Here is a 12908-nt window from a genome sequence, read left to right on the forward strand (position 1 = left end):
CTTCAAAAGCTATGGCGAAGCAGAAATCTGCCTCGCCCGCTTTATTTAATTATTCTTTTTCTTTTTCTTTCTTTGGTTTAAGAGCCAGCTTAATATGCAGTTGCTCCAATTGTGAACCGTCTACTGGTGCAGGTGCATCCATAAGCAGGTCCGTTGCACTTGCCGTTTTCGGGAATGCGATGGTTTCGCGCAGATTTGTACGACCCGCCAGCAGCATAATTAGACGATCTAAACCGAAGGCAATACCACCATGTGGAGGTGTACCATATTCGAACGCATCCATCAGGTAACCAAATTTCTCGTAAGCAACCTCATCTGAGAAGCCGAGAGCTTGGAACATTTTTTCCTGTACTTCACGTTTGTAAATCCGCATGGAGCCGCCGCCTACTTCATAACCGTTCAGAACAATATCGTAGGCTTGTGCACGAATTGCACCTGGATCTGTGTCGAACAGATGCAGATCCTCTTCACGTGGACGAGTGAACGGATGGTGTTCTGCTACATAACGTTTCTGATCTTCATCATAACCAAGCAATGGGAAGTCAGTCACCCAAGCGAACTTGAACACGTTATCGTCGATCAGACCCAGCTGACGTCCGATTTTGACACGAAGGGCACCTAGAACGTCCGCTACAACCTTTTTGGTATCAGCGGAGAACAACAGTAGGTCGCCTTCTTCAGCGCCTGTACGCTCCTTCACAGCGGCAATTTCTTCTTCAGTGAAGAATTTGACAATCGGCCCTTTGAACTCGCCGTCTTTCACTTGAATCCAAGCCAAACCTTTCGCTCCATAACGCGCAGCATAAGGTCCGAGATCATCGATTTCTTTACGAGTCCAAGTCCCACAGCCTTTAGCATTTAGACATTTCACTTCTCCGCCTTTTTCGATCACGGAAGCGAATACCTTTACGCCACTTGTGGCAACAATATCGTTCATTTCTACAAGCTCTAATCCAAAACGCAGGTCAGGTTTGTCTGAACCGTATTTGCCCATAGCCTCAGCATAAGTCAAACGTTGGAATGGAAGCTGAATATCCGCTCCTACAGTTTCTTTAAACAGACGTTGCATCAGGTTCTCCATCATGCCAAGCAGCTCATCCTGAGACAGGAATGAAGTCTCGATGTCCACTTGTGTAAATTCCGGCTGACGGTCAGCACGCAAATCTTCATCACGGAAACAACGAGCAATTTGATAATAGCGTTCAACGCCACCCACCATCAATAGCTGCTTGTAGATTTGTGGAGATTGCGGCAATGCGAAAAATTCGCCTTCATGCACACGGCTTGGCACCAAATAATCACGAGCACCTTCCGGTGAGCTCTTAGTTAGGATTGGTGTTTCTACATCAATAAATCCTTCACTGTCAAGAAAGTCGCGGAAAATCTTAGAAGCTTTCGAGCGTAGCAACAGCGTTTTTTGCATTTCTGGACGACGCAGATCCAGGTAACGATATTTCAGGCGAAGAGATTCGTCTACTTCCACTCCATCTTCGATGAAGAATGGAGGGGTCTTAGCAGCGTTCAGCACTTCGATATCTGTAATTTGAACTTCAATCTCACCTGTTGGCAGATTGCGGTTAATGGTTTCTTCATCACGTTTAACCACTTTTCCTTTGACAGCCAAAACATACTCACTGCGAACCTTATCCGCAATTTGCAGTGCTTCGCCGGAGTAGTCCGGGTTGAATACAACTTGCACAATACCGCTTCTATCACGCAGGTCAATAAAAAGTACGCCCCCAAGGTCGCGGCGGGTCTGGACCCATCCGTTCAAGGTTACCGTTTGTCCAATATGTTCTGGTGTTAATTGCCCACAGTTATGACTTCTTTGCATAATTCACCATTCCCCTTTTTATTTAAAAATACATTTCTACTTAAAAAGTCTTCTTCTATACCAACGCCTGAGCCAGCTCTTCGAGCTTCACAGTCTGCTGTTCCCCTGTGCTCATCGACTTCAGCGCAATTACACCATTCTTCAGCTCGTCTTCGCCAAGAATCGCAGTATAACGTGCCGACATACGGTCAGCTGACTTCATCTGCGCCTTCATCTTCCGGCCGAGGTAGTCGCGTTCTGCCGAGAACCCTTGGCTACGCAGAAAGTATAGCTGCTTGGAGATTTCAATGTCAGCCTCTTCGCCAAGAGCTACAAAATACACATCCAGTGGCTTCGCAGTCTCCAGCTCAACCTTCTGATCTTCCAGAATAAGAAGAATACGCTCCAGCCCGATCCCAAAACCAATACCCGGTTGATCCGGTCCACCGATTTCTTCAACTAAACCGTTGTAACGGCCTCCGCCGCCTACGGTATCAATAGAGCCAATGCCAGCTGCTTTATATTCAAACGCAGTATGCGTGTAATAATCCAAACCACGTACAAGACGAGGATTAATCGTGAACTCCACACCCATGATGTCGAGATGCATCTTAACCTTCTCAAAATGAGTTATGCATTCATCATCCAAACTGTCCAAAATGGAAGGCGCATCTGTAAATTTATCCTGATCCACCTTGCAATCCAGCACACGAAGCGGATTACGCTCGATTCGACGCTGACAGTCACTGCAGAGGTTATCCTTCATCGGTCTAAGGAATCCCAGCAGCTTCTCCCGGTAAGCCGCACGGCTTGGTGCATTACCCACGGAATTAAGCTCCACTCTTACATCCTTAAGACCTAGATCCTTATAGAATTGATAGCCCATAGAGATTACTTCTGCATCAATAGCCGGATCCACGGCCCCAAACGCCTCAATCCCAAACTGATGGAACTGGCGATATCTTCCGGCCTGCGGACGCTCATAACGGAACATAGGTCCGATATAATACAGCTTGCTTACATCAGGTTCACCGTATAGCTTGTTCTGAACGTAAGCCCGCACGACACCAGCCGTTCCTTCTGGACGAAGAGCCAAATCACGGTCGCCTTTGTCCTTGAACGTATACATTTCGCCTTCCACGATATCCGTTGTTTCGCCTACTCCACGTTCGAATAACCCTGTGTGCTCAAACATAGGTGTGCGAATTTCCCGGTAGTTAAAACGGCGGCATAAATCTCTGGCCTTCCCCTCAATATACTGCCATTTCTCCACAGCACCCGGAAGCACGTCCTGCGTTCCTGTTGGTTTCTCGAATCTTTCTTTAGCCACAGTCTATCCCTCCTAAAAAATAACCCCTCTAAAGCTGTTCTCTTCATCTGTTTCTATTGCAGAAAAAGCAAAAAATCCCTCGCCCTGTTTTATAAAAAAACAGGGACGAGGGATTATCATAACCAATAATACACCACGTGGTACCACCCACATTCCGGATCAGTAAAAATATACTGAAGCCGCTCAAAGCGGTTAACGCCCGCCTACGCGTAAACGGCTACTGATCGCGGCAATCAACACTGCCCACTTTCGCCGTACGTTCTCGGGGAGGTCATTCATTCGCTCATCAACAGAATCCTTGCAGCCAAGCGATACCGGTTCATCATCCACTTAAGTAGATGTCATCCGAATCGACAAGGGATTCTTCTCTGGAGTTGTGGGTTCTCGAATTACTTGGTCCCGTCATCAAAACCATATGATAAAATCGTATATTGTTAATATTCTACTGAACTACTGCATTAAAGTCAAGGAAGTAAAAAGGATGCCTGGTATAAATTTTGACAGCTTCCGAGTTTTTTATTCAGCAATTATATTGTAACAAAAAAAATGACCTGCAGCCGAATGCTGCAGGTCCATCATCATATATTATTAAAAAGGGGGTCATGCCTTTATTATAAACACGCTATATTAAGGAATCATGTACGTAATATTACGATTATATTACATTCCATGAAAGCGGTTTATTTTTAATAGAATACTATTCGAATTGTTCAACATAGGCCCCTTTGCCCCGAAGGATTTCCACAACTTCATTATAATTTTCTTCTGCTATACTTAGCTCCATCACATAACGAAGTTCACTTAAATCCCCATCTTCGAGATCTCCTTCTGCCACGTTCGCACTAACCTGATCTTCATTCACACTATAATGTGTTTCAGGGTCAGCCCGAGTGTCGGAAGCGGCAATGCCAGGAACCAGCATAGCTCCAGCTGCAGGTGTGCTAGCCGTTCCAAGCGTTCCAGTTGTGCCTGCGACTACAGATGCACTATCCAGTGGAATGATTGGAAACAGAATATTACGATCATTGCCGATAGGGTCTGTGAGTGGCCAAACCTCCAAGCCATCCACCTTATAGCTAATCAATGCTGTTTTTGCGCCTTCTGCTTCATTTTCAGTTCTGAAATACGCTTGGATTTTTCTGCTCATTGCCATTACCTCCTTGGATTATAAGACTCTAAAATAAAAAATGCTTATTTATTTCAGGACCTTCAATATTTCACGAACAAATGCAGGCTCATCTTTTGGTGTACGCGAAGTAATGTAATTGCGATCAACCACTACTTCCTCATCCTTAAACTCCGCGCCGGCATTCACAACATCATCCTTCAGCGGAGGATAAGAGGTAATGGTGCGTCCCTTAAGCAAAGCTGCACTGATCAGAATTTGCGGTCCGTGGCAAATAGAGGCGATAGGCTTGCCTGCTTCATTTGCTTCTTTTACAAACTTCAAAATATCAGCATTTTGCCGTAAATTCTCGGGGGAAGAACCACCCGGGATGACAATCGCGTCATAATCACTTGCTTGAACATCGGCGATCGCCTTGTCTGCTGCGTAGGAGACTTCTTTCTTTTTACCTAGCAAGGTCTCCCCTTTTTTCAAACCAATAATGTCAGCTTGATGTCCTGCCTTTATAATTTCATCATAAGGAACCTTCATTTCAGAATCTTCAAAATCATTAGCCAGTAAGAAAGCAACGTTACTCATGTAATAGTTTCTCCTCTCTGTCTTTAGCAATTAATGATGTTCTAATTATTCTTTCTTGTGGTCTATTACCCTTATGAGGATGCTTTCTAACCTTTAATCGGAAAAAAGGCTTCCTTCACAACACCGAAAAAGCCGCATTTTCCACCCGCTTCAGGTACGCGGCAAGAGATTGCGGCTTCTTCCTTTCATCACTAGTGGTTCGGTCTCGCCGTCTAGCTTTTTGGCTAATGCACAGGCTTCCATAGGACTCCCAGTCGGTAGTGCCGGGATACTTCTCCATACCCATGCCTTCTGTGATTGTCTCATTCTTAAACTCCTGCCTTATGCGTGATATCTGCCTGCATTTAGTTTATCCAGCCCAAAGAAGCTCTATCCGCATAAAAAAAAGATGTCGAAAGTTAGCTCCGGCCAGAAGCAATCTTCGACATCCTCTATTTCGTTAGCTGCGGCTATCCAGAATGAGAGTAACTGGGCCCCAATTGGTCAGCGACACATCCATCATCGCTCCAAATATGCCCGTCTCCACCTGAAGACCTCCAGCTCTAAGCTCTTGATTAAAATAATCATAAAGACGCTCGGCCTCCGCAGGAGCTGCAGCTCCCATGAAATTCGGCCGTCTTCCCTTACGGCAATCTCCGTATAAAGTAAACTGGGACACTGAAAGAATAGCTCCGTTAGTATCCGTGACACTATAATTCATTTTGCCAGCATCATCTTCAAAAATACGCAGTCCAGCTATTTTATCCGCTAAATATTTGGCATCCTTCTCTGTATCTTCATGGGTAACGCCGACAAGCAGCATCAGGCCATTGCCAATCGCTCCGGTCACTGTCTCATCCACGGTTACTTTGGCGTCCTTACAACGCTGTACTACAACTCTCATCGCACTACTTCGCTCCTTGCCTTATTGCATGATCCGATTCACTGTATATACATCCTTAACTCGTTTCACTTTATCTACAACGGATTGTAGATGCTCCGTATTACGAATAAGGATGGTCATATGAATCATTGCCATCTTATTCTTGTCAGAGCGCCCAGTGACCGCTGAAATGTTCGTTTTGCTCTCGGACACAGCCTGCAGTACTTCATTGAGCAGTCCATTGCGATCATGGCCTGTAATCTCTATATCCACACTATAGTTTGCTTCCATCGTGCCTTCCCATTCCACTTCAATCACTCTAGCTGCTTCTTCTCCGTCACCTTCACCCGGAATGTTAGGACAATCCTGGCGGTGTACAGATACGCCCCGGCCCCGTGTAACATAACCTACAATGTCGTCACCCGGAACCGGGTTGCAACATCGTGCAAAACGAACAAGTAAGTTTTCAATTCCTTTTACACTAACGCCATTGGTGGGTTGATTTCGTCTCTCGCCGGAAGACTTGATCTCCTTCATCTCTGAAGTAAGCTCCAAGTGGTTAGCAGCTTCTTCCTGCTCCTTGCGCAGCTTCTCCGTCAAACGGGAGGCAATCTGCGAAGCGGTAATCCCACCAAAACCAACGGCAGACAACATATCCTCTACATCATTAAAAGCAAATTTTTTCGCAGCTTCCAACAGTTTTTCATCAGAAATCCACTCGGAAACTTCAACATTCAGGCGCTTCAGCTCACGTTCAATCGCTTCGCGACCTTTTTCGACATTTTCCTCACGTTTTTCTTTTTTGAACCATTGTTTAATTTTGCTTCTTGCGTGAGAGGATTGTGCAATTTTGAGCCAGTCACGGCTAGGTCCGTAAGAATGCTTAGACGTCAAAATCTCAACAATATCGCCCGTCTTCAGCTTGTGATCAAGCGGCACGATCCGCCCATTCACCTTGGAACCAATCGTACGATTGCCCACTTCTGTATGAATGCGGAACGCGAAGTCAAGAGGCACAGAACCGGCAGGAAGCTCAATAACCTCACCTTTAGGAGTAAATACAAACACGAGGTCTGAGAAAAAATCCATTTTTAGTGATTTTACGAACTCTTCGGCATCCTTAGCTTCATGCTGCAGCTCCAATATTTCGCGAAAGAAAGGCATCCGATTCTCCGGATTAGCATTATTACTGCTGCCTTCTTTGTATGCCCAGTGTGCGGCTATCCCGTATTCTGCCGTGCGGTGCATTTCCCAGGTGCGAATTTGCACCTCAGTAGGCTCTCCGCCTGGTCCTACCACAGTAGTATGCAGAGATTGATACATATTGGCTTTTGGCATAGCTATATAATCTTTAAAACGCCCCGGCATTGGCTTCCATAAGGTATGAATAATTCCAAGGGTTGCATAACAGTCCTTAATATTATCCACAATGATACGAATGGCCAGCAGGTCATAAATTTCATTAAACTGCTTATTTTTTGTGCTCATTTTGTTATAAACACTGTAAATATGCTTCGGGCGACCGGAAAGATCACCTTCAATGCCCATTTCATCCAGCTTGGCACGAATACGGCCAATTACGCTGTCGATAAATTGCTCACGTTCAGCCCGCTTCTTATGCACCAGATTAGCAATCCGGTAATACTGCTGCGGGTTCAAGTAACGAAGCGCAATATCCTCCATCTCCCACTTAATCGCGGAAATCCCCAGCCGGTCAGCTACAGGACAGAAGATCTCCAACGTCTCATAAGAAATACGGCGCTGGCTCTCTTCAGATTGGTATTTTAACGTTCGCATATTATGCAGACGGTCCGCCAGTTTAATGACAATGACCCGGATATCCTGGGCCATAGCAATAAACATTTTGCGGTAATTCTCGTTCTGCTGCTCTTCCTTTGAGCGAAAGCGAATGCGTTCCAGCTTCGTTAAGCCGTCAACAAGCATTGCGCAGGTATCGCCAAATTTAGCGCGGATTTGTTCCAGTGAGACCGTCGTATCTTCCACCACATCATGCAAAAGCGCTGCAACAATAGATATAACATCCATTTGCATATTGACGACAATATCTGCCACCGCCAGCGGATGCAGAATGTATGGCTCCCCCGACTTGCGGATCTGCCCGTGATGAGCCTGATCGGCAAATTCATAAGCTTCCCGGATGCGGAGAAGATCTTTATCTTTTATATAGGCGCCAGCCTTATCAATTAATCGCTCAATGCCCATTCTCGTCGTATCCGATTCCTTTCTATAATAAAATGAACCCGCAACTGTTCAAAAATCTGCAGGTTCCAATCATTTCATTTGTCCAAGCTTACTTACGCCCTTATTCAAAGTTGTCTATAATTATGAGGCTTAAGGAGGATTACGTCAACACTTGCCATCTCATGGTATTCCAGAAGTAAAAGTAATTAAATTCGGACAAATTAATAACACTTGTGAAAATGTTGTTGTAAAAAAGCCAAGTTCTATTTAATCTAGTAAAGGCGGATTTTCGCCGGACAACCTAATATCAGATAAGAAAGAGGAGTGAACTCCATTGCAACGCGAAATTCAAGTTAACGAAAAACTTCCATGGGGCCCAGGCTTTCTATTAAGTCTCCAGCATTTGTTTGCCATGTTTGGCAGTACAGTGCTAGTGCCTAACTTGTTCGGGGTCGACCCTGGAATGATTTTGCTTATGAATGGTATCGGTACATTGCTGTACATTTGGATCTGTCGCGGTAAAATCCCTGCGTACCTTGGTTCCAGCTTTGCCTTTATTGCACCGGTATTGTCAGTACTCAGTCGTTACCCAAATGATCACATGAAAGGATACTCGCTTGCTTTGGGTGCTTTTATCGTCACTGGTATTATATTCGTGCTCGTGGCATTGATCATTCGTTATGCAGGAACCAAATGGATTGATGTTGTTTTCCCTCCAGCAGTAATGGGAGCGATCGTAGCTACGATCGGACTTGAACTTGTACCTGTTGCCGCACGAATGGCAGGACTTATTGCTCCTGAAGGCGTTGCAGTTGCAGACTGGACTCCAGATGGCAAAACAATCGCACTTTCTATGGTGACACTTGGTGTAACTGTAATTGGAGCTGTACTCTTCCGCGGTTTTCCAAAAATCATTCACATCCTTATTGGTATCGTCACTGGTTATGGTTTAGCATATATTTTGAAAATGGTGGATACCGCTGCTATCTCTAATGCAAAATTTTTAGCGCATCCTTCCATTGTTACTCCTTCATTTGATTGGAATGTAATATTCACTATTATCCCGGTATCATTAGTTGTTATTGTTGAGCATATTGGACATTTACTAGTTACAAGCAATATTGTCGGCAGAGACTTGGCAAAAGATCCTGGACTTGACCGCTCTCTGATGGGGAACGGGATATCTACAATTATCTCCGGTTTTATCGGTTCTACTCCAAATACAACCTACGGTGAAAATATCGGGGTTATGGCGTTGACTAAAGTATATTCGGTATATGTAATCGGCGGCGCAGCGGTGATTGCTATTCTGCTTTCATTCTCTGGTACTTTCTCCTCCGTCATCGCTAATATTCCAACCCCTGTAATGGGTGGTGTATCCCTGTTGCTGTTTGGTGTAATTGCGGCTTCCGGATTACGTATTTTCGTTGAGCAAAAAGTTGATTTTTCCAAGGCTACGAACATGATCATGGCTACGTTGGTACTCGTTGTCGGAATCAGTGGTACAACCCTTACTATGGGCAACGTTAAACTAAGTGGTATGGCGCTGGCTACAATTGTTGGTATCGTATTGGCACTGTTCTTCAAACTCATTGAAGTGCTTGGACTGTCTAATGATGGCGGAGAAAGTGATAAAACTGCCCATTAATCGATTGTAAAAATAGAATTTTAAAAAAGCTGCTCCAACATCCATTTATGGACTTGGGCAGCTTTTTTTATTAACTCAGATACAAAACAGCAACTCTCCGCCACAAGGCAGACAGCTGCTGTTATTATCTTACATTTTCCAATTAATGTTTAACTTCCACACTTTGCGTCACGCGCTAATCTTTGCACTTTTCAGCATAATTCGAGCGCCGAATCCCCGTTTATTTCCCGGGAAAAGACAAACTTCACAAGATTAATCCTCGTAATTCACCAAGGAAAGAACTTCAACTCCAGAAAGCTTATTACGCCCAGCAAGCTCAACCAGCTCAATCAGAAAAGCAGCACCTACCACTTTACCGCCAAGCTGTTCTACAAGGTTAACCGAAGTAGCAATGGTTCCACCAGTAGCCAATAAATCATCAGCGATCAATACTTTTTGACCAGGCTTGATGGCATCTGTATGAACAGCAAGGGTGTCCTTGCCATACTCAAGATCATAACCTACCTCTATAGTCTCATATGGAAGCTTGCCGCTTTTACGAATCGGCACAAAACCTACTCCCATCGCATAAGCAAGAGGTGCTCCAACTACGAAGCCACGTGCTTCTGGTCCAGCGATAACGTCGATTTCCAAATGCGCTACGAGAGCTTTCAACGCGTCAATCGCTTGGCGGTAAGCCTCACCGTCTTTAAGCAATGTGGTGATATCTTTAAAACTAATACCTTCTTTAGGGAAATCAGGAATCACACGAATACTATCTTTAAAATCCAAATTTATCATCTCCTATAAGTTTTGTAAGCATAAGCTGCTTTGATTTCAGATCGACAAAACTTGCTTCGTAAGCATTCGCTTTGTTATATGAGCGTTGCATTTTTATACACCATTGGGTACGCTCAGCAGCTCATATTTGCATGGATTATGATACGCCTAAACGACGCGATAACATCCAGTCCTGTAACTCTGACAGGCTGCCCTCCATGAAGTATTGCTCCATCTCCGCCATCTGTCCCAGTCTAACAAAATGACTCGATGCTGTCAGACTTTTAGCTACTGGCTGAGTAATAAACGCCACACTTCCCTGACTTCTTTTAATAAAATCAAGCTCCTCAAACACATCAAGCATGTTGTTAAGCATGCGGATACTTAACGAGGACTGGCGGCTTAACCGCAGCAAGACTTCGTTCTCAGGCGTTGCAACTGAGGTGATCGAAGCCAACAGTTTATATAGTATTTTGAAATGATCCCGCGTGGGAGTAATAAGTCGTTCTCGGCCATCCTTGATAGAATGCAATAACGCAATATTATCAGCATTAGGGAAGGTTTGGAGCAGCGCATCCAGTTGTTCAGGAGTCTCCGGCATATCCAGTATGCATAACAGAGAGACATGCCCTGACTCCTGAAGGGGCTCATCCTTAACAGCAGCGCTAATGCCAGCTTCTTTATCATATACCCATAAAGACATTCCTATCAATTCACTTGCAGGCGTACTACGTCCGTTCTGAAACACTGCAGCAGCTCGATACGGACCCGCACCACTATAAGGAAGAAGTAGTTCTCTAATATGTGCGGCTTGTCGTACGGCGTCAGCAGCACCACGAAGATCGAATAACTGGGCATCCTGCACAGATAAATCCTGCAGCATCAGCTGTGATTTGCGTGAGCCATTCCATTCATTGATCGACAGCTCAGCTAACACGTTGATCGTAGTACCCGCCGGTAGCAGCCTGGATAAAGCGCCTTTACCAAACGCCAAGGCTTCAATGCTGTTTTTCCCCTGCTGCAATACAATCTTCAGGTGTTTTCCATCTTGACCCATTGTACGTGTCTCTTTCACGGTAGCCCCACGAATAATAAACTTCGGCAACGGATTAGACATTCCGAAAGGTGCAAGCCTTTCCAATTCTAGCGCGGTCTGCAGTGATAAATCCGAGATTGACACCTCTGCATCAGCGGAAGCAACAGGAACGAAATGCTCTGGCGTTAACACCCCGGATGCATATTCATTTAATGCTGCAGCAAAGGCTTCTAATCCATCCCGATGCAGGCTCATTCCCGCAGCGGCTGGATGACCTCCAAAATGATCCATTAAATCAGAACAAGAAGAAAGTGCAGCGTAGATATCAAGTCCAGGTATGGAGCGAGCAGAACCTTTGCACATTCCGGTCTCTGGATGTATATCCAGAATGATCACAGGCCGATAATAACGCTCCAGTAGTTTGGAAGCCACTATACCTACCACACCTACATTCCAGCCATGATCAGCAAGAACAATGATGTCTGGGATTTCGCCACCCTGTGTCATTTGCTCCAGCTTGGCAGTGGCCTCAACAACAATTCTTTCTACCACCAATTGGCGTTCTTTGTTAAGCAGGTCAAGCTCTCCAGCTAGCTGCTCTGCCTCAGCCGCATGCTCGGTAGTGAGGAGGGACACAGCCCGTCCAGCATGATCCAGGCGACCACTGGCATTGATGCGCGGCGCCATGCCAAAAGCGATATTGACCGCACTCACAGTACTCATATTCACACCGCTGACAGCGAGTAAGGCACGAATCCCCGGGAAACTTGAATGCCGCATACTTTCCAAGCCATTTCTAACAATCTCACGGTTCTCGCCAAGCAGCGGCATTAAATCCGCAACCGTTCCTATCGCTGCAATCTCTGCCCATTCTGTGGGAGTCTCTTCCCCTAGAATAGCCTGAGCAAGCTTATAAGCCACACCTACACCCGCTAATCCTTTGAACGGATAAGGGCAATCTGGCAGCTTGGGATTAATAAGCGTATAGGCCTCTGGCAAAAGCTCAGGAGGTTCATGGTGATCCGTAACGATCACATCGATCCCCAGTTCATTAGCGTAAGCAACCTGATGATAAGCGCTAATGCCAGTATCTACTGTAATGATTAAGGAGACACCTTGCTGTAAAGCCCAATCCAGGGCATGATTATGCAGCCCATAGCCCTCATTAGAGCGGTGTGGGATATAAATATCAAAGGAAGCGCCTAAATAGCGCAGCAGATGAATCATAAGTGCTGTGCTGGACACCCCGTCGGCATCATAATCGCCATAAATAAGAATATGTTCTTCATCTTTTAAAGCCTTTCTAATTCTAGGAACCGCTTCAGCCATTCCTTTGAGTAGGAACGGATCATGCTGTTCTTCCTCACTGCCATCCATGAAGCTTAGAGCTTCATGAGGCGTGTTCATTCCTCTATTTACTAATAGTGAGGATAAGAGTGGAGAAATAGAAAGGCTCCGGGCCATATCCCTAACTGTGTCGGGATTGGCTGCCGGAGATTGCCATCTTGTTTTTGAATAAAGCAATAGAACTCACCTTTCTCTCACCTTGCAAA

Annotated in this window: 11 protein-coding genes; 1 reads left to right on the forward strand and 10 read right to left on the reverse strand. The window is 45.3% G+C overall.

Annotation, left to right across the window (positions count from 1 at the left end; all coding sequences use genetic code 11):
- Window positions 1-49: 49 nt before the first annotated feature.
- From aspS to MHI15_RS07515, 8 genes are all read right to left on the reverse strand, one after another.
- Window positions 50-1834, reverse strand: coding sequence for an aspartate--tRNA ligase (aspS, locus tag MHI15_RS07480; RefSeq protein ID WP_076193219.1), 1785 nt, complete (start codon window positions 1832-1834; stop codon window positions 50-52).
- A gap of 55 nt (window positions 1835-1889) precedes the next feature.
- The gene (hisS, locus tag MHI15_RS07485; protein ID WP_036677635.1) at window positions 1890-3143 is read right to left on the reverse strand and encodes a histidine--tRNA ligase; all 1254 of its coding nucleotides are present in this window, start codon (window positions 3141-3143) and stop codon (window positions 1890-1892) included.
- A 192-nt stretch (window positions 3144-3335) separates the two neighbouring features.
- The gene (locus tag MHI15_RS07490) at window positions 3336-3473 is read right to left on the reverse strand and encodes a hypothetical protein (protein WP_155288182.1); all 138 of its coding nucleotides are present in this window, start codon (window positions 3471-3473) and stop codon (window positions 3336-3338) included.
- 367 nt (window positions 3474-3840) lie between these two features.
- Window positions 3841-4290 (reverse strand): hypothetical protein, encoded by a 450-nt coding sequence (locus MHI15_RS07495; protein WP_036677637.1) that lies wholly within the window; start codon window positions 4288-4290, stop codon window positions 3841-3843.
- Between the two features lie 48 nt (window positions 4291-4338).
- The gene (locus tag MHI15_RS07500) at window positions 4339-4848 is read right to left on the reverse strand and encodes a type 1 glutamine amidotransferase domain-containing protein (protein WP_076281193.1); all 510 of its coding nucleotides are present in this window, start codon (window positions 4846-4848) and stop codon (window positions 4339-4341) included.
- 150 nt (window positions 4849-4998) lie between these two features.
- On the reverse strand, window positions 4999-5154 hold the full coding sequence (locus tag MHI15_RS07505) for a hypothetical protein (RefSeq protein WP_175617366.1): 156 nt from the start codon (window positions 5152-5154) through the stop codon (window positions 4999-5001).
- A gap of 133 nt (window positions 5155-5287) precedes the next feature.
- Window positions 5288-5731, reverse strand: coding sequence for a D-aminoacyl-tRNA deacylase (gene dtd / locus MHI15_RS07510; RefSeq protein WP_036677641.1), 444 nt, complete (start codon window positions 5729-5731; stop codon window positions 5288-5290).
- Window positions 5732-5752: 21 nt separating this feature from the next.
- A complete protein-coding gene (locus MHI15_RS07515; RefSeq protein WP_036677643.1) occupies window positions 5753-7933 on the reverse strand; it encodes a RelA/SpoT family protein in 2181 nt (726 codons plus the stop codon).
- Between the two features lie 313 nt (window positions 7934-8246).
- Between MHI15_RS07515 and uraA the strand changes: the two genes are divergently transcribed.
- Window positions 8247-9560 (forward strand): uracil permease, encoded by a 1314-nt coding sequence (uraA, locus tag MHI15_RS07520; protein WP_038572987.1) that lies wholly within the window; start codon window positions 8247-8249, stop codon window positions 9558-9560.
- Window positions 9561-9812: 252 nt separating this feature from the next.
- Here the strand turns inward: uraA and MHI15_RS07525 are convergent, their stop codons facing one another.
- Together MHI15_RS07525 and recJ are read right to left on the reverse strand one after the other, a co-directional pair.
- The gene (locus MHI15_RS07525) at window positions 9813-10331 is read right to left on the reverse strand and encodes an adenine phosphoribosyltransferase (protein WP_036677647.1); all 519 of its coding nucleotides are present in this window, start codon (window positions 10329-10331) and stop codon (window positions 9813-9815) included.
- A gap of 145 nt (window positions 10332-10476) precedes the next feature.
- Window positions 10477-12879, reverse strand: coding sequence for a single-stranded-DNA-specific exonuclease RecJ (recJ, locus tag MHI15_RS07530; RefSeq protein WP_340011084.1), 2403 nt, complete (start codon window positions 12877-12879; stop codon window positions 10477-10479).
- Window positions 12880-12908: the final 29 nt, after the last annotated feature.

The sequence above is a fragment of the Paenibacillus sp. FSL H7-0918 genome (assembly GCF_038007025.1).
Classification (GTDB): Bacteria; Bacillota; Bacilli; order Paenibacillales; family Paenibacillaceae; genus Paenibacillus_AQ; species Paenibacillus_AQ odorifer.